At 44.0% G+C, this 17328-nt stretch carries 21 protein-coding genes and 1 other annotated feature; of the genes, 7 read left to right on the top strand and 14 right to left on the bottom strand.

Going from position 1 to position 17328, the window contains the following annotated elements; all coding sequences use genetic code 11:
• Positions 1–103: 103 nt before the first annotated feature.
• The 4 genes from AC1TPC_RS11075 to AC1TPC_RS11060 all read right to left on the bottom strand — a co-directional run bounded on the left by AC1TPC_RS11075 (position 104) and on the right by AC1TPC_RS11060 (position 1151).
• Complete coding sequence (locus AC1TPC_RS11075; protein ID WP_482066920.1) at positions 104–349, bottom strand: AbrB/MazE/SpoVT family DNA-binding domain-containing protein; 246 nt, start codon at positions 347–349, stop codon at positions 104–106.
• A gap of 185 nt (positions 350–534) precedes the next feature.
• The gene (locus tag AC1TPC_RS11070; protein ID WP_482066919.1) at positions 535–744 is read right to left on the bottom strand and encodes a hypothetical protein; all 210 of its coding nucleotides are present in this window, start codon (positions 742–744) and stop codon (positions 535–537) included.
• Positions 716–898 carry a helix-turn-helix domain-containing protein gene (locus AC1TPC_RS11065; protein WP_482067168.1) on the bottom strand — a complete coding sequence of 61 codons (183 nt, stop codon included), beginning with the start codon at positions 896–898 and terminating at the stop codon, positions 716–718. The genes AC1TPC_RS11070 and AC1TPC_RS11065 overlap by 29 nt, the downstream gene beginning before the upstream one ends.
• A gap of 55 nt (positions 899–953) precedes the next feature.
• Positions 954–1151 carry a helix-turn-helix domain-containing protein gene (locus AC1TPC_RS11060; RefSeq protein ID WP_482066918.1) on the bottom strand — a complete coding sequence of 66 codons (198 nt, stop codon included), beginning with the start codon at positions 1149–1151 and terminating at the stop codon, positions 954–956.
• A gap of 185 nt (positions 1152–1336) precedes the next feature.
• Here AC1TPC_RS11060 and AC1TPC_RS11055 point away from each other — a divergent pair, with 185 nt between their 5' ends.
• Genes AC1TPC_RS11055 through AC1TPC_RS11045 form a run of 3 tightly spaced genes read left to right on the top strand, consistent with a single transcriptional unit; the run spans position 1337 to position 3969 of the window.
• Positions 1337–1693: a helix-turn-helix domain-containing protein gene (locus tag AC1TPC_RS11055; protein WP_482066917.1), complete on the top strand. Its 357-nt coding sequence runs from the start codon at positions 1337–1339 to the stop codon at positions 1691–1693.
• Complete coding sequence (locus AC1TPC_RS11050; RefSeq protein ID WP_482066916.1) at positions 1690–2748, top strand: ImmA/IrrE family metallo-endopeptidase; 1059 nt, start codon at positions 1690–1692, stop codon at positions 2746–2748. The genes AC1TPC_RS11055 and AC1TPC_RS11050 overlap by 4 nt, the downstream gene beginning before the upstream one ends.
• 33 nt (positions 2749–2781) lie before the next feature.
• Positions 2782–3969 (top strand): tyrosine-type recombinase/integrase, encoded by a 1188-nt coding sequence (locus tag AC1TPC_RS11045; protein WP_482066915.1) that lies wholly within the window; start codon positions 2782–2784, stop codon positions 3967–3969.
• 40 nt (positions 3970–4009) lie between these two features.
• Here AC1TPC_RS11045 and AC1TPC_RS11040 read toward each other — a convergent pair whose 3' ends face one another.
• The 4 genes from AC1TPC_RS11040 to AC1TPC_RS11025 all read right to left on the bottom strand — a co-directional run bounded on the left by AC1TPC_RS11040 (position 4010) and on the right by AC1TPC_RS11025 (position 7355).
• The gene (locus tag AC1TPC_RS11040) at positions 4010–4729 is read right to left on the bottom strand and encodes a ComEC/Rec2 family competence protein (RefSeq protein ID WP_482066914.1); all 720 of its coding nucleotides are present in this window, start codon (positions 4727–4729) and stop codon (positions 4010–4012) included.
• 113 nt (positions 4730–4842) lie between these two features.
• On the bottom strand, positions 4843–5373 hold the full coding sequence (locus AC1TPC_RS11035) for a deoxycytidylate deaminase (RefSeq protein WP_482066913.1): 531 nt from the start codon (positions 5371–5373) through the stop codon (positions 4843–4845).
• A gap of 59 nt (positions 5374–5432) precedes the next feature.
• The gene (locus AC1TPC_RS11030; RefSeq protein ID WP_482066912.1) at positions 5433–6728 is read right to left on the bottom strand and encodes a homocysteine synthase; all 1296 of its coding nucleotides are present in this window, start codon (positions 6726–6728) and stop codon (positions 5433–5435) included.
• Between the two features lie 93 nt (positions 6729–6821).
• Positions 6822–7355 carry a ComEA family DNA-binding protein gene (locus AC1TPC_RS11025; protein WP_482066911.1) on the bottom strand — a complete coding sequence of 178 codons (534 nt, stop codon included), beginning with the start codon at positions 7353–7355 and terminating at the stop codon, positions 6822–6824.
• A 188-nt stretch (positions 7356–7543) separates the two neighbouring features.
• Here AC1TPC_RS11025 and comER point away from each other — a divergent pair, with 188 nt between their 5' ends.
• Positions 7544–8383: a late competence protein ComER gene (comER, locus tag AC1TPC_RS11020; RefSeq protein WP_482066910.1), complete on the top strand. Its 840-nt coding sequence runs from the start codon at positions 7544–7546 to the stop codon at positions 8381–8383.
• Positions 8384–8431: 48 nt separating this feature from the next.
• On the opposite strand, the gene leuS is transcribed toward comER, so the two are convergent.
• Together leuS and AC1TPC_RS11010 are read right to left on the bottom strand one after the other, a co-directional pair.
• The gene (gene leuS / locus AC1TPC_RS11015) at positions 8432–10870 is read right to left on the bottom strand and encodes a leucine--tRNA ligase (protein ID WP_482066909.1); all 2439 of its coding nucleotides are present in this window, start codon (positions 10868–10870) and stop codon (positions 8432–8434) included.
• An 81-nt stretch (positions 10871–10951) separates the two neighbouring features.
• Positions 10952–11202 (bottom strand) — a binding site (T-box leader).
• 66 nt (positions 11203–11268) lie between these two features.
• The gene (locus AC1TPC_RS11010; protein ID WP_482066908.1) at positions 11269–11685 is read right to left on the bottom strand and encodes a hypothetical protein; all 417 of its coding nucleotides are present in this window, start codon (positions 11683–11685) and stop codon (positions 11269–11271) included.
• Between the two features lie 329 nt (positions 11686–12014).
• Here AC1TPC_RS11010 and AC1TPC_RS11005 point away from each other — a divergent pair, with 329 nt between their 5' ends.
• Positions 12015–13370 (top strand): amino acid permease, encoded by a 1356-nt coding sequence (locus AC1TPC_RS11005; RefSeq protein WP_482066907.1) that lies wholly within the window; start codon positions 12015–12017, stop codon positions 13368–13370.
• Here the strand turns inward: AC1TPC_RS11005 and AC1TPC_RS11000 are convergent.
• A complete protein-coding gene (locus AC1TPC_RS11000; RefSeq protein WP_482066906.1) occupies positions 13356–13985 on the bottom strand; it encodes a LysE family transporter in 630 nt (209 codons plus the stop codon). The genes AC1TPC_RS11005 and AC1TPC_RS11000 overlap by 15 nt on opposite strands.
• A gap of 156 nt (positions 13986–14141) precedes the next feature.
• On the opposite strand from AC1TPC_RS11000, the gene AC1TPC_RS10995 reads away from it, so the two are divergent.
• Positions 14142–14594 (top strand): CBO0543 family protein, encoded by a 453-nt coding sequence (locus tag AC1TPC_RS10995; protein ID WP_482066905.1) that lies wholly within the window; start codon positions 14142–14144, stop codon positions 14592–14594.
• Between the two features lie 139 nt (positions 14595–14733).
• Here AC1TPC_RS10995 and AC1TPC_RS10990 read toward each other — a convergent pair whose 3' ends face one another.
• Positions 14734–15537 carry a cytochrome c oxidase assembly protein gene (locus AC1TPC_RS10990; protein ID WP_482066904.1) on the bottom strand — a complete coding sequence of 268 codons (804 nt, stop codon included), beginning with the start codon at positions 15535–15537 and terminating at the stop codon, positions 14734–14736.
• Positions 15506–16003 carry a DUF2243 domain-containing protein gene (locus tag AC1TPC_RS10985; protein WP_482066903.1) on the bottom strand — a complete coding sequence of 166 codons (498 nt, stop codon included), beginning with the start codon at positions 16001–16003 and terminating at the stop codon, positions 15506–15508. The genes AC1TPC_RS10990 and AC1TPC_RS10985 overlap by 32 nt, the downstream gene beginning before the upstream one ends.
• A 429-nt stretch (positions 16004–16432) precedes the next feature.
• Between AC1TPC_RS10985 and AC1TPC_RS10980 the strand changes: the two genes are divergently transcribed.
• Positions 16433–16588 (top strand): hypothetical protein, encoded by a 156-nt coding sequence (locus tag AC1TPC_RS10980; protein WP_482066902.1) that lies wholly within the window; start codon positions 16433–16435, stop codon positions 16586–16588.
• A gap of 194 nt (positions 16589–16782) precedes the next feature.
• Here AC1TPC_RS10980 and AC1TPC_RS10975 read toward each other — a convergent pair whose 3' ends face one another.
• Positions 16783–17121, bottom strand: coding sequence for a DUF2512 family protein (locus AC1TPC_RS10975; RefSeq protein ID WP_482066901.1), 339 nt, complete (start codon positions 17119–17121; stop codon positions 16783–16785).
• Between the last annotated feature and the right edge of the window lie 207 nt (positions 17122–17328).

The following is a 17328-nucleotide window of genomic DNA, read 5'->3' as shown; positions in this document are numbered from 1 at the left end:
TCCCATTCCAAGGCTTTAAAGATTGAAGCTCGACTTCCTGACCACATATCTCGCACTCAGGTGGTAATAGCATGATCGATACTTTTGACAACGGCAGCCCCTCCTATTTCCCTAGAGCCGTGATACAATCGGGGCAAACGATCTGTTCGCGGAAGGTTTTTAAGTCTCCCTCTTCGACACCGCAGAAAGTACAACCAGGAGCATATTTACGAAGGACAATATCCGAGCCTTTTATGAAAAACTCAATTGGATCCCCTTCAGCGATTCTTAAAGAACGACGGATCTCTTTTGGGACGACAACACGTCCTAGATCATCAACACGACGAACAACGCCAGTGGATTTTAACATCGAAGCACTTCTCCTTTTAACCGCAGTGTGATACACTGGCGGTAACTAATATGTCTTGCAAGACCTTTGCGGCTCCTACCCCGCAAGGGTCTTTTTCATGCGTTTAGCGTTTTGCCAAGCTGCGAACTCTAGACAAATCATACGTTCATCGTGCGTCAGCTCCAGCCAGACACAGCCTTTTACGATCATGCCTTATCACCTCCTTCACCAGAGTAAACGCTGCGCCAGTAACGGATATGAGCCTCAGAATTAACGGCCACCATCAGCGTTGTTTGATCAACGGGATCGATCGGAAGCAGCTTACCCTTCTCAACCAGTGCCCGTATTTCGAATACCCGGTATTGCACGGCTTCCTCGAAAGCGACTTTAAGCTTGTCCATGTTCATGGCTGGCACAACTTTCTTGCTTCTCAATCCACGAAAGCATAACTGACTTCCTGATTCGACGAGTATTTCCTACCTTGATGCTTGGTAAGGCCCCTTCTTTGCACCAGTTATATGCGGTTGCCCTGGAGACATTCAGGTAGCCAGCTACTTGTTCCACTGACATCACCTCTGGTAGTGCCTCTAAGTTATTCATACCACATGCACCTCTTTTTTAGTTGTCATCGTACCAGCTCATCGACAGTAACCTTCAGAGAATCAGCGAGTCTAACTAAAGCATCTGCAGACGGACCGTTTTTTTTCGATCCAAGATTATAAAGCGATGTCAGCGAAATACCTGTCTCTTTACTGAGTCGATAGATCGTCCATCCTCTTTCTTCAATTAAACGGTGAACGTTTTTTTCGATTGCTTGACCCATTGATAGCACCTCCTTCTGGGATAAATACTATCACTCCAAAGTGTTATATCACAATTCGAGTTATAACTCGTTTGTGTGACAAAATATGCAGTTTTCTCCAACATACTCTTATTATCTTGACTTATCTCTCTATTGTGTTTTAATATTACTTTATTGAGTTATAACCAGAATCGGAGGGTTTACAAGTGGACATCGCATCAAAAATACAAAATCTAATGGATGAAAAGGGGATAACAGCTTACAAACTTGCTAAAGACACCGGGGTATCCTATACAGGCGTTACAAAAATCCTTAACGGTCAAACGAAATCGCCACAGGTCGATTCCTTAAAAGTAATCGCTGATTACTTCGGAAAACCTGTTGATTTCTTCACAAATACCGAAGATGATCAGCAAGAAGCTAATGAACTATCGGTGGATGACGACATCTCTTACATCGCCAGAGAATTTAAGAACTTGGATTCAAGGCAACAGGATTTTGTAAAAGATATGATTGAAACAATGCGGAGGAGTAAAAAGAACAAACAGGAGGGGAACGAGTGACAGTACCGCTAAGGCCGCGATATGAAAAAATAATGGAAACAGTTGTGAACTTCTTTGAAAAAGAAGATATTACTGAATTTCCAATAGATCCATTCGAAATTATAAATCGTAACGGATGGGATTTGTATTCGTATAGTGAGCTTGCTAAATTGCACCAGACTTCTGTTAGAGAAGTTGCAGCAGCATGGCAAACAGAAGATGCATGCGTTATTCGTGATGGTAAGGAATACATAATCGTGTATAACGACTCAATTGAAAACCCATTGCGAGTACGGTTTTCTCTTATGCATGAAATTGGTCACATTGAACTTGGGCATTTAAGAGAGTTTAAAGAGACGACTTTTAATAGAGGAGGATTGTCCAAGGCTGAATATCTAGTCTTAGAAAGAGAGGCAAATGCTTTTGCTCGCAACGCTCTGTCCCCGCCAATAGTGGTAGAGAGACTCAGAGATAAGTTTCATAAATTCATTTATTTTGACACTTCTGACTGTTTTAAAATTTCATCTGCAGCAGTCAAGACTCGATTACAAATGCTTTCCTGGGATCTAGAACACATAAATGTGTACTCGCCCACTCTTATAAAAAGGTTTCAAGACTATATTCAGAATATTTTGCATTCTAAACAATGCATTAATTGTCGTCATTATTACATCAATAGGTTTGCCGCCAATTGCCCAGTATGTGCTAATTCAAAATTTTCAACACAGAGAGGTGAAATTTACTTGATCTATAAAGGATACAACGTAAATAAAGAAGGAAGAGCCGCCTTATGTCCCAGATGCGGAAATGAAGAGATTGATCATCAGAATGAATTTTGTAAAATTTGTGCTACTCATATCATTAATAAATGTTCTGCAATTGAGAGGGATTTTGGCGATGTGATTTGGGAATGCGGAACTCCTGCGGAAGGGAATGCCAGATTCTGTACAAAGTGCGGATCTCCTACAACTTTCTTCAAACAAGGACTACTAAGTTCATGGGAGGATGAGTTGGAAGATAATAGACAGGAAAAAGATTCTCATATTTTTGGTATTGAGTATTCTCTTCCATTTTAACTGCATCCAAGTCAAAGATAAGGAGGTGCTTTTTTGGCTAAAAAGTACACCAATGTTCGAGAGCGCAACGGTAGATTTTTTTATAGATACAGCATTAAGGATTCTGTCACAGGTAAACGTATTCAGAAAGAAACACCAGGCTTCCCGACTGCAAAAGAAGCGTATAATACGGGTTTAAAGATACAAGCGGAAATTCTTACCGGAACATACGTTGAAGAAAAAGAGATTATGTTTACTGCGTGGTGTGATCGATGGCTTGAAATTTATGAGTCCACAGGGAATGTAAAGCATCGTTCTGTTGAAGTCCGCAGAGGCAGTTTAGCATATGCGAAAAAGAAGTTTGCCGGTTTAAAACTTAAAGAAATTACAAAACTACAATACCAAGATCTATTAACTGAAAGAAAGCGTGAAGGGCGAAGTAAAAGTACGATAAGTTTACTTCACGAAGCCATGCAAATGGTCTTCAAAAAAGCTGTTCAAATGGAACTAGTTAAAGGGAATCCAACAATTGATGTAGAGTTACCGGTATTTAGAAGGACAGTCCAGCAACTTGAATCGGAACAAGAATTGCCTCAGTATCTTGAAAAAGAAGAACTGGCATTGTTACTCCAAGCCGCAAAGGAATACGGCGATGAGCAGAAATTTCGCGCAATGTTTATTCTCGCTTACACTGGAATGCGGATCGGCGAACTATGTGCTCTCAAACCAAGTGACATAGACGAAATCAATAAACAGATTTCGATTACGAAAACGATGCATGAAGACAAAGGCATCATAAATTTTGAAATTGGAACCCCAAAAACATACAGTTCTGCTCGTAAAATCGATATAAGCGAAAAGATTATAGCTATGCTTAAGGATCAAAATTCTTGGCGCCGGGAGTACCGGATATCTGTGGCTGATCGCTACTATACAAAAGATGAATTCATATTTATAAACACCAACACGATGCCAGGTAGGCCATTATCGATTAGAAGGTTCCAGGAATACATGAAAGATGTCCTTCGTCTCTCTTGTCTTCCAACAAGTATCAGCCCTCACTCTTTAAGACACACCTACACTTCTCTTATGGCTGAGGCTGGGGTCGATTTGGAAGCAATTAAAAGGCTTCTGGGGCATAAAAACGGCGACATAACAGTGCGTATATATCTTCACGTAACTAAAGCTAAAAAACGAGAAGCTGTTGAAAAGCTGGACGATCTGATGAATGGGATACTTTAAAGATGTGGGAGAAATGTGGGTAAAAAGCTTATTAAACCCCTTATTTACAAGTGGACGGGTACAGCACGTCCATTCGCGCGCCAAGCCATGCGCGCGCGGTGTCGACGCGGCCGAGCAAAGCGGCCGCGGTCCACTGGGGGCCAGGCGCCGCTTCTACGGCGCCTGTGCCTTGCACTTTAAGCAGCCAGTGGATTCTCTGGCTGCTGAGGTAGCGGCGGTAATCGAATCCGCCGCTATTGGATGCGCCAACCGGCCGCGTCAGCTCGCCGGCGAGGTGCACTTTGTCGCCGCGCTGCCACGCCGCGGCGATCAATTGCTGCGGCTGCGCATCCAGCCGCACATGCACAAGCAGCCGCTCGCGCACGACTCGCGCGGCCGCCTCCCCCTGCACGTGGACGCTATGCGCCTCCACGCGAAGCATCGCCCGGTCGCCGTCGACCTCGACCGCCGACACAATCGTGCCGACCGCTTCCGCCGCATACGCAGCTCGCGGGCCATCCGCCTCTGCGGCGGCGAGCAGGGCCGGCAGCTCGGTCGCGTTGCGGGCATCCGCCCACATCCGCTCCCCTGCGGCAAGGCCCACTGCCACAATGCAGGCTGCCGCGAGCTGCCACGACGCCTGCCTGCACAGCACTGCGGCCAGCGCCAGCAGCACGGCAGCGCCCGCCGCAAGCAAAGCGCCGAAGCTGCTCAGACCCGCAGCCGCAGCGCTCCCAAAAACCCAGCAAATCGCAAACCAAATCAAAGGCCGCCGACTCATTCTCCTCTCTCCTCTCAACAATTTGCTCGCCAATACAAAAAAAAGAACCTCTGACGCATCCTTAGATGCAATCAGAGGTTCCTCCCCTACTCACTATTTTTAATTATTCCATACTATGAAGTTACATTCATATGCGCCTGGGCAGGTGGTTCAAAATGGTCCAAACAGCGGAATTTGATGCCCTTCTGTTTCATTAGATTGCTCACCTTATCGCTATCCTTCGGATAGCTTCGATGATAGACGATTTCAATGACACCGCTATTGGCAACCATATTGGCGCACGTCCAGCAAGGCTGGTCAGTGACGTATATCGTTGAGCCTTCCCGATCAGCGCGATCCGTAAACAGCAGCAAATTTTGCTCCGCATGGATCGTTCGAATGCAGCGCTGCTTCTTGATCAGCTGCTCCTTGCCGTCGATTTGCTTCATCTCAACTTCCTCCGATATCATGCAGCCTGCCTCGAGACAGTCCTGCACGCCCATCGGCGCTCCGTTATACGCTGTACCGAGCAATTTTTTCCCTTGCACAAGAACGGTACCGACATGTCTGCGCGGACAACGCGAGCGCGTCGAAACCATATAAGCGATATCCATAAAGTAGGTGTCCCAATCCTTCCGGACGGCATCCTGCGTTTGGGTGTTCATGAATCCAAATTCCCCTCTCATGCTGCATCTGATGTTCTAGCTGCTATTCAGTATATGAATTAAATCTGTTGGCTGGCCGTAATCGCTTGCTCCAGATCAGCCAAAATATCTTCAATGCCTTCTGTACCGATCGAAAGTCGAATCATGCCTGGCGATACGCCTGCATTTGTTTGCTGCTCTGCAGACAGCTGCAGATGGGTTGTGCTTGCAGGATGAATAATAAGCGACTTCGAATCGCCGACATTCGCCAGATGCGAGAACAGCTCCACGGAATTAATCACTTTCTTGCCCGCTTCAACGCCGCCTTTAATGCCGAATGTCAAAATCGCGCCTTTGCCCTTAGGCAAATACTTTTGCGCCAGCTCGTAGGTCGGATGGCTCGGAAGGCCTGGGTAATTAACCCACTCAACCGCTTCATGCCCTTCCAAAAACTCCGCAACCTTTTGCGCGTTCGAGCTGTGGCGATCCATCCGAAGATGAAGCGTCTCGAGACCTTGCAGCAGCAGGAAGGAGTTGAACGGTGAAATCGCGGCTCCCATATCACGCAGCAATTGTACACGTGCTTTAATGATATAAGCGACTGGACCAACCGCATCCGTATACACAACGCCGTTGTAGCTTGGGTCTGGTTCAGTCAAGCCTGGGAATTTGCCGCTCGCCTTCCAATCGAACTTGCCTCCGTCCACAATAATACCGCCAATCGACGTACCGTGACCGCCAATAAACTTTGTGGCTGAATGGACAACGATGTCGGCGCCATGCTCAATCGGTCTGCATAGATACGGGCTTGGGAACGTATTGTCCACGATAAAAGGAATGCCGTTCTCATGCGCGATTGCAGCAACAGCCTCCAAATGAATGACATCGCCCTTCGGATTTCCGATCGTTTCAGCGTAAACCGCTTTTGTACGCTCATTAATGGCACCGCGGAAATTTTCCGGGTCCGATGGATCTACAAATCTTACCGTAATGCCAAGCTTTGCTAAAGTGATGGAAAATAAATTGAACGTTCCGCCATAAAGGCTTGTTGCAGAAACGATTTCATCGCCAGCACCCGCTATGTTGAGTATCGCATATGTAATTGCCGATTGGCCAGAAGCAACCGCCAAGGCTGCCGGAGCGCCTTCCAGCTCAGCTACGCGTTTCTCAAAAACGTCCGATGTCGGGTTCATAATTCTGGAATAAATGTTCCCGAATTCTTGCAATGAAAATAAATTTGCTGCATGATCCGTATCTTTAAATCCGTAAGATGTCGTCTGGTAAATAGGTACTGCGCGCGACAACGTAGTCGGATCGATTTGTTGGCCTCCGTGGACGGATAGCGTATCAAGAGAAAGCTTGCGTTGTTCTGACATTTCCTCGACTCCTTCATAAAATGAAATAATAATAGCTGAAGCTATTATGGAAGCGGAAATAAATAACAGTCCGCTTCTTCCATTCTCTCACAATTATGGACGAGCTACAATGCTCTCTTCAATGCCTAGAAGCAATTTCTGTCCGATTCCTTTGACTCGGAGCAAATCATCGACCGAGATGAATTTTCCATTTTGCTCTCTATCCTGAACAATCGCCTTTGCCTTCGCAGGGCCAATTCCTTTTAATGCATCAAGCTCTTCGGCTGTAGCACGATTAATATCAAGCTTGCTCTCCTCACCCGCTTCTTCTAAACCCATCTGCACTTTTTGCGATTCTGGATTTTCATCAGTATTTTCTTTTTTATTTTCTTCTTTATCTCCATTTATTTTCTCATCTGTTATTTCTGCTGCTTTCTCCTCAGCAGACTCCTGTAAATCTTCCTTTTCATTAGTCTGATCAAACGAAGCAATCGCTGTTTCTACTTTAGCGTTCAATGGCACCCATTCCCCGGGGACGTCCTGTTTTGGTTCCATCAGTGCTGAGGCTAAAAGAATAACAGCCACTATAATAAGCGCTGCGGCAAATATTAGCTGTTTATTCGACATTTCAATCGAAGAAGGCTTCATTTCAGTCCGACCTTTCTGCAAACAACATATTGTTTGGCATATAGTGACATATAAAACAAGTACTAAGGAATAAGGTAAGAGAGCAAACGAAACAAATACAGAAATTTTGACTCGGGATTTGCTCGCGCATGCCTTTAGAACGATCTGATTCCGGTTATGCGCGCGCCAAACCTATAGGAGGGTTCAGTATGAATGTCGGATTTATCGGGACTGGCACGATGGGAAGTCTGCTCATTGAAGCATTTATTGCATCAGGCGCGTTAGCGCCAGCACAAATTGCTGTCAGCAACCGCACCTTTACAAAAGCGCAAGCCTTGGCCGACCGTTATTCCGGCATGAGAGCCGAATACACGAATGCGGGAGCAGCCAGCGGCTGCGATATCGTTTTTTTATGCGTCAAGCCGTTAGAATTCAAAAAGGTCGTCGATGATTTGAAGCCCGTCATTAGACCAGGCCAAATGGTTGTTTCCATCACAAGTCCTGTTCTTATCTCCCATCTGGAGGGTGAGCTCGATTGCAAGATCGCAAAGATGATTCCGAGCATCACGAATTATGTGTGGAGCGGAGCATCGCTTTGCATTTACGGCCAGTCGGTTGATGAGGAAGACAAAGCGCGGCTTGAGAATTTGTTGTCCAACATAAGCGAGCCGCTTCGAATAGATGAGGGCTATACACGCATCGTATCGGATCTGTCAAGCTGCGGACCTGCCTTCATCTCCTTCCTGCTCGAGCAATTTGTCGATGCAGCCGTTCAGGAAACGGGTATCGGCCGCGAAGAAGCTCTTCGAGTAGCCAGCGCCATGCTGCTTGGCACAGGTCTTCTGCTAACCGAGGGCGGGCTAACGCCAGCAGATGTTCAGGAAAGGGTGGCTGTGCCTGGAGGCATTACTGCAAAAGCATTGCATCTGCTGCGCCGCGAGACGGACGGCGTCTTCAATCAGCTTATCCGCACGACGCATGACAAGTTCGATGAAGATGTAATCAAGGTTTCAACTGCCTTCATAGGCGAAAAGGTGAACGGTCAATAGCTGTTCTTCAGCTAATGCCCGTTCACCTCTTTTATTTGCACTCATTGATTAATTAGCGACGATGTTGACAAGCTTGCCTTTTACCGCAATGACTTTGCGAATCGTTTTGCCGGCAATCAGCTCTTGCACTTTTTCCAGCTCCTTCGCCAAGCTTTCCATTTCTGCAACGTCCATATCTGCTGCAATGGATACGCGGTCGACGATTTTGCCGTTAACTTGGACAACAATTTCAACCTCTTGATCCACTGTCCATGCATCTTCAAACGTCGGGAATGAAGCGTAAGTCAGTGAATCCTTGCGACCAAGCTTCTCCCATAGCTCTTCTGCGATATGCGGAGCAATTGGCGAAATCAATTGCACGAATTGCTCCATAGCCGCAAGCGGCAGCACTTCCGTTTTGTATGCTTCGTTAACGAAAATCATCAGTTGGCTAATGACCGTGTTGAAGCGAAGCGCTTCATAATCCTCTGTCATTTTCTTAATGGAACGATGCCAAGTGCGCTTGAAAGCATCGCTTGTATCGCCATCTCCGATTTTAGCGTTTAGGCTGCCATCCTCGTTTACGAACAAACGCCATACACGGCTAAGGAAACGGTACGTGCCTTCGACGCCGTTTGTGTTCCAAGGCTTAGTCGCTTCAAGCGGCCCCATGAACATTTCATACATACGGAGCGTGTCAGCACCAAACTCATTGACGATATCATCAGGGTTAATGACGTTGCCGCGTGATTTGGACATTTTCTCGTTGTTATTGCCAAGAATCATCCCTTGGTTTACGAGCTTGTGGAACGGCTCCTTCGTATCAACTACGCCGATATCATAAAGCACCTTATGCCAGAAACGTGCGTAAAGCAAATGAAGCACCGCATGCTCAGCACCGCCGATATAAAGGTCAACCGGCAGCCATTCCTTTTGCTTCTCTGGCGAACACAGCTGCTTGTCGTTTTTCGGATCGATGAAACGCAGGTAGTACCAGCAGCTTCCGGCCCATTGCGGCATCGTATTCGTCTCGCGGCGTGCTTTCATACCCGTCTCAGGGTCAATTGTATTGACCCATTCCGTAACGCTTGCAAGCGGAGACTCGCCAGTGCCTGAAGGCGTTATCGCATCAACATCAGGCAGCAAGAGCGGCAGCTGGTCCTCAGGCACGGTTTTCATCGTGCCGTCCTCCAGATGAATAATTGGAATCGGTTCGCCCCAATAACGCTGGCGGCTGAACAGCCAATCGCGCAAACGGTAAGTTATTTTGCCCTTACCTTTGCCTGCAGCATCCAAATGCTCGATCATTTTTGCAATAGCGTCCACGTTAGTCAAGCCGTTTAAGAAGTCGGAATTCACATGCGGTCCATCGCCTGCATAAGCTTCCTTCGTAATATCTCCGCCCCCAACAACCTCAACGATCGGAAGGTCGAATTGCTTCGCGAACTCCCAGTCACGTGCATCGTGACCTGGTACGGCCATAATAGCGCCTGTGCCATAGCCGGCAAGCACGTAATCCGCTATCCAAATTGCCGTTTTTACGCCATTCACAGGATTGATCGCATAAGCGCCTGTAAATACGCCTGATTTATCTTTTGCCAAATCGGTACGCTCTAGGTCACTCTTGCGCGCTGCAGCTTCTTGGTAAGCTTCTACAGCCGCTTTTTGCTCTGAGGTTACGATTTGCGCTACAAGCTCATGCTCTGGCGCCAAGACGCAATAAGTCGCGCCAAACAATGTATCCGGGCGAGTCGTAAATACGACCAATGCCGAATCATGTCCGTCAATCTCGAAAGTAACCTCAGCGCCTTTCGACTTACCAATCCAGTTGCGCTGCATATCCTTAATGCTCTCCGACCAGTCGAGCTCTTCCAGATCATCCAGCAAACGATCTGCATATTCGGTAATTTTCAAAATCCATTGGCGCATCGGCTTACGCACAACCGGGTGGCTGCCCCGCTCGCTAAGGCCATTGATTACTTCTTCATTAGCAAGAACAGTTCCAAGCGCCTCGCACCAATTAACCGAAACCTCGGCAACGTATGCAAGTCCTCTATTGTACAATTGGATAAAAATCCATTGCGTCCATTTGTAATATTCGGGATCAGTCGTGCTGATCTCGCGGTCCCAGTCGTATGAGAAGCCAAGCGATTTAATTTGACGGCGGAAATTATCGATATTTTTGAACGTAATATCGCGTGGATGCTGGCCTGTATCAAGCGCATGCTGCTCCGCTGGCAAGCCAAAGGCATCCCAGCCCATCGGATGAAGCACGTTGTAGCCCTTCATTCTTTTGTAACGGGATACGATATCCGTAGCGGTGTAGCCCTCCGGATGACCTACATGCAAACCCGCCCCGGATGGATACGGAAACATATCGAGTGCGTAAAACTTCGGTTTGTCCGCTTCTTCTGTCGTTTGAAATGTTTTGTTTTTATCCCAGTATTGCTGCCACTTCGGCTCGACAACAAGCGGATTGTAGCCGTGAAATTGCTGTTCTTGACTCATTTGAGATATCCCCCTAAAAATTATGTGCTGTACGTATGCATCTTCAAAAAAACATAAAACCTCCCGCCCCTAGCGATTAACGCTAGGGACGAGAGGTTGTTCTCCCGTGGTACCACCCTAGTTAGCGGCAGGCATGCTTTGCCTATCGCTCACTTGTCGCCTTTAACGCAGGCCAGACGGTGCTTTTTTCGCAATCGATGCCTCGCACCGACCTCTTTATTCGCACAGCTCCAAGGCGAGCTTCATTTCGCAGCAGGTCCGGCTTGCACCCTAAAAACACCGGCTCTCTAGGCCTTGCTTACGAAATTACTGTTCCTCTTCAACGCTCCATATGCATAAAATGGTTAGTTTCGATTATAAAGATCGCGCGGTACGGTGTCAAGAGAGGAGCGCCCGTACTATATATGAGAAGTGCCGCTCCGGCGGCCTAATGTAAAGATTCTGACCAGAAGAAGGAGCAGCGCGATATGTACCGCAATCCAGCCGATCGAAGCCCCTGTTCCAAATAAACTGACGAGCAGCCACAATGCAAACGGTGGAAGCTGAATTAAAAAAAGCAAAGACAATACGATAATAAGTAATCCGTCGTTTGCTTGAGGGTTCATCTTCTGTCTAAGCAGCAGTATCGTAAGCAAAACAAATCCAAGGCCGATTGAGATTTTGCTCCAATATTGCACGGTATTTTGTACGGTCCTGGACTCCAACCCTGTAAAACCGTTGCTAGATCCTGTTTCGGCAACATAAAGAATGCCCAATGCTATAGATAGAAGACCTGTAAGAACTATCAGCCATTTTCTCCAGTTCATACTCGTCATGGTCAATTCAACACCTTCCTATAATCGGAGTGACTCGGAGCAGATTTCCTCACTCACCGAACATGCATGGCTCACGCATCCTCTTATACGAGTATTTCCAAATAATTGTTGCATCTTATTCCGCTTTATCCATTTGGTTGGAATTCATCATATCACTCTTCTAACGAGCTTAAGGACGAACTGCTGGAGGGAAATGTTTCCCTCCAGTTTTAGACTTATTGAATATTTTTTTAAGTTAAGAGCATACTATTTTTTTGTGAGAAACCGAATCAACGAAAATAAAAATATATATAAAATACGAAGTTTTTTAACATGGAGAGACTAACTACATGAAAAAAAATAATAATAAATCGTCTAATGCTAACAATGACAAACTTCAATGGTGGCAATTATCTTTGCTTGGTGTAGCTTGTACAATTGGTACAGGTTATTTTCTCGGGTCGGGATTAGCTATTAAAATAGGTGGTCCTGCTGTATTAATTTCATTTCTTACTGCTGCAATAGGCACATATCTCGTCTTTGATGTGCTTGCGCAAATGACAGCTGAACATCCAATAAAGGGCTCCTTTCGCTCATATGCCAAACAAGCCTATGGCCGATGGGCCGGTTTTAGCAGCGGATGGGTGTATTGGTCCTCTGAATTATTAATAATGGGCAGTCAATTAACCGCTTTATCCTTATTTTCTCGTTTTTGGTTCCCAAACATTCCAATTTGGATTTTGGCTTCCATATTTGCAGTTCTGGGATTATCCATCATATTCGCCGGAACAAAAGGGTTTGAACGAATGGAAAATATATTTGCTATTATTAAAGTATCTGCGATTGTAATGTTTATTGTGATCGCCATACTGGCTCTATTCGGCTTGCTGGGAAAAGGCAAATCTAGTCCTGCATTTCCGTTCGAAAGTTTTTTCGAAAAAGGCATCATGGGCTTATGGTCTTCCTTGCTTTTTGCCTTTTATGCTTTTGGCGGAATAGAGATTATGGGTATTATGGCTATGCGACTGCGAGAACCCAAGGATGCGCCAAAAGCAGGAAAAGTTATGCTTGGTTTACTGGCAATCATTTATGTGGCGTCCCTAATTCTCACGATTACCCTAATTTCCTGGAAAGAACTAAACACTAAGAAAAGTCCTTTTTTACTCGCACTCAATCAATATGAGCTGCCTTTCGTACCACATCTATTTATCGGGATTTTGATCATTGCCGGTTTTTCTACGATGGTCGCTTCACTTTTTGCAGTTACGAGTATGCTCGTTACTTTAGCGGAAGATAATGACGCACCTTCGCTCTTTGCCCAAAAAGCAAAGGACCGTCCGCTTCTCGCTATTGGATTGACGACAACTGGACTTCTTGTGTCAATCATTTGCGCAATGCTGCTGCCTGGAGAGATTTACGAGTATTTCACGACAGCTGCTGGCTTAATGCTTCTTTACAATTGGATTTTCATTCTCTTATCCTCAGGCAGCATATTAAAGCTCACTACATGGGGGAAAACAAAACGAATCCTTGGAATGTTCATTCTATGTATGGCAGTAATCGGTTCGTTATTTCATCATACTAGCAGGCCTGGTTTCATGGTAAGTATGGGGTTTCTAATTATAATTTCAATCGTAACTTGGCTAATGAGGAAAAAATGGAAGAAAGCCGTACCACTTTCTGAGAAGTCTTTATTTAAAAAATAGAACATCTATGGCTTTATAGCCAAAATAAAGCCCAAATCCAATCAGCGATAAACCCGATAATATAGCGATACCTTTCAGAATACGTTCCGTTAACCATTTACGGGCAGTACTTGCTGCTCCAGCCATTGTTACATCCCAAATAAAAACACCGAAAAGAATGGCAAAGCTATATAAAATCAATTGTTTGGCATCATATTTTTCCGCCGTTTCTGCAAGCACAGAACCATAAATTCCAAGCCAGAACAAGATAGACAAAGGATTGGACAATGACATTAAAAAACCAGAAAGAAACGATTTAAATCGGCTGCCCTCGCTGATTTTTCTAGATCCTATAGCTTGTCCAATACCCATCAAGCTTTCAACTCCGGTATAGATTAGCACAAAGCTGCCAAACAGCCAGAGAAACGTTTGCATAAAAGGAATATTAATGAAATGGACGATTCCAAAATAGACCATCAGCATATATAGGATATCGGCTACCATCGCTCCTAGTCCGACCAACCATGCATGCCAAAAGCCTTTTTTAATGCCCGCATCCAATTGAGCAGCATTAATAGGTCCTATTGGTGCAGATAAGGATAGTCCTAAAAAGATATAACCAAGCAATACACCCAATCTTGAACACTCCTTTTTCTATAATCACATTGAATGCTCGTACCATCTTATTCCTCAACTGAATAGAATATGAAAAAAAACTAATTAAATTAAAGAATCTAATCGTAATAAGGCTAATTTGATGTGGATGATCATACTATGCAGGAGGTAAAACATATGCTTTTTAATGTCATCATTTTTTTTATAATCCCATGGATACTTGGCTTATATCTAATAAAGCATGACTTTAATATGTTACTTAGAATTGCTCCTTTTTCGGGTCTTATTTCTTTTGCTGTTAATGATATCGGCTACCATTTTAAATGGTGGAAAGTCGCTCCTTTTGTACTTGAAGAAGTTGCTGCATTACCTTCCAACATTGGACTTTATCCGATAACCGCTTGTTACATGGTGTATATAATTAAGAGATACAAAATTAATAAATTTCTGATACTTATCATTACATCCGTTTTTTTAACCGTGTTGGAAGCCATACTTTTTGTATTTAACAAAGTTGCCTATGAGAACGGTTGGAATATCTTTTGGACATTCGTATCCTATGTCATTCCGTACTGTCTTGTTTTAATTTATGACCAACTTTTCAAAGATAAATTTAATAAGACGCGTTGAGTTTTTGGTATTATGAATACCTAAACCATTAAAATCACAATTTTGAAAAAAAGGTACAGTACCTCAAAATAGGAGGAGACTGTACCTTTTTAGTCTTTCAATTAAAATTTTCAAGGTAAAGTATTCATACTTTACTGCTTTATTTTGCATGAGGATTCAGCGCTATTTGAGGTCGGGTCGCATTGAACCATTGTAAGAAGAGTATAGAGATAAGAAAAATATCAACAATGTCGCCACCATAGTACATGATCATACTTCCTAATTCTGCTTGGGCTGCAGGTATGCCAGAAAGGTGATTTGAATAAATGTACTTAGACAATATTCCGTGACCAGAAAAGGCAAGAAGCAATAAAAGCGTCCGATAAAAAAAACTTTTTCGATGAGGTGCAGGGTCTATGTATATGATTGATGATGTGAAAAGATATCCCGCGAAGAATAAATGCATATGCACCAAAATATGCAGCATTAAGCTTTGTTGCATCAAGTTGTATAAGTCTGTTGTGTAGAGTAACCACAGTCCTCCAATATTGAGAATAGATGTTACAATCGGATCGTATAGCAACCGAAAAGGAGCACTTCTCAGAATGAGTGAAAGTCCACGTGCTTGTTTCAAACTGAGCGATCTCAATAGGAGGGTCATTGGTGCACCCAGTGCTAAAAGGAGTGGAGCAAGCATCCCAAGCAGGAGGTGAACAGTCATATGTGCCGAGAAATCAGTGTGAGCGCGACTTGCTAAAGGTCCAACCACTGATACTGCTGCACTAAGTACGCCGAAAATCCAATAGAAATAACGGTATAACGAGAACGGTTTATAGTATTTTTGGGATACGATCGCCAAAACTATATAAATAATTATGATTATTGCAAACGGCAGCGCTGAAATTAGTTCAAAAAGAACTCTGTTGCCATGCTCATGATGGTTCATTGAAAGCATTTCTTCCATCTTCCTTAAGCTCCTTAGAAGAAAGAATAATAAACACCAAGCCGGAAATTATCATAATAATAGCAAGAATATTCCATAACCAATCGTAAATGAAAACATTGTCTACATATCGGATTTGGTGTAACCGCATCAGTTTATGTTGGATGGTACCGTCGTATATCTGGAATAATCCACCGCCTAACAATACGCCCCCCCACCATCTCTTCATCAACAATGCGTTTCGTCGATGAAGATCCGCAAACATAAACAATCCTCCAATTGTTGCTATCCAACTAAAGGCATGAAAGAAACCGTCTGAAATTAACCCAATATCGGTGGTTAATTTATCATAAAAGTGATGCCAATGCAGAATTTGATGAAAAAAGGTTTCGTCTGTGAAGGCGACTAAACCTAAACCGAATAAAAAACCCGACCAGAGGTTGCGACTCGTGTACATAGTGATTTGATTAATGTTATTAGCAGCCATAAAGGACCCCCTGTAATAATTATTCAATCTCCTATTCCGTCATTTTATCCAATTCTTCATGGTACAATCCTATTCTCGAAAAAAACAGGCTCCCGCTAATGAACTTCGTTTGCAATGTTCTTTCTCAAGACGGGAAGTTTTTTATAAAATTTATTTAATTTGAAACTAAAAAACCGGCTTTTCTGCCGGCTTTGTTCTGAAATCATTATTTGGGAACACAAGGGGAATAAAGGTTCATAGTCAGGTGGATATTCACGAGGTAATCCATCATCGTTGGGATAGTATTCCCACGCTTTAGGCTATCTATCCATTCATAATTATCTGGAGGCGATATAGCGTTGCAATTCTTCTAAAGTTATTGCTCCAACAAATTCCGACGATAATAATCGGAACGGATGGCATAATAAGCAAGGAATGGAGGTGATGCTAATGGTTTCGAGAATAAATGAGCAGCCTGTAAAATTGGAGGAGAACGATCTTACTCGTGAGCAATTCTCCGACGTATACGCCGCGGGAACAAGTGACGGCATTCATCAGTTGGCGGACAAAAAGGTGAAAATCGAAAACGAGCCTTATTCTTCTTAAGCAACAACAAAAAACCTACCATAAACCGTTATGGTAGGTTTTCCATATATCTGCTATATGCCGTTCCCGAACGTTCCAGGAATCCGGCCCGCCTTGATCCATCGATGCTGCAGTTTATTAATTGATCTATATTGTTATGGTTTTCGATAATCTCAGACAGACGACTCATATTCCACCTCCATCTTTACTTTTGACTATGCGATTCTAAATTCCTCATTAAATAAATAACGATGCAATACCCATTCGGCAACCCCAATCATAAACGCGATAAACAATGTTTCCCCCATACTTAATTGCCAATCAAGATAATAAGCCAAGGTACCAAGATAAATCGCAGCCAACATAAAGTCGGCAATCGTTGCGACAGTGTTGTTTATTCTGCGAAGTATGATTTGATCGCCGACCAAATAAGCAATAACCGTAAGTCCCGTTGCAGTCAAAGCGGCACTCATAAAAGACACTTCGGTGTAGTATACAAGCAGCGAAATAACGACAGCACCATTAACCAACCATTTCAATATGAATTTTATCAAAGTTATCTACTCCCTCTTTTTATTATTATTTAAGTAATCCTTAGTATTCCTTTTTGATTTTCTTATTATTCTTATTGAATTTTTTATAAAAAAGGAGCCATTCCTGTAATGAAGTAATTTGAGCTTTGAAAGAAAAAAGCGCCTCTAGTATACTGGGAAACGTTCCGGCAAGAACTAAACCCACATACGAAAAGAGGCACTCACTAT

The organism is Paenibacillus sp. Y280, assembly GCF_056786335.1.
This window is presented reverse-complemented; position numbering and strand designations above follow the sequence as displayed.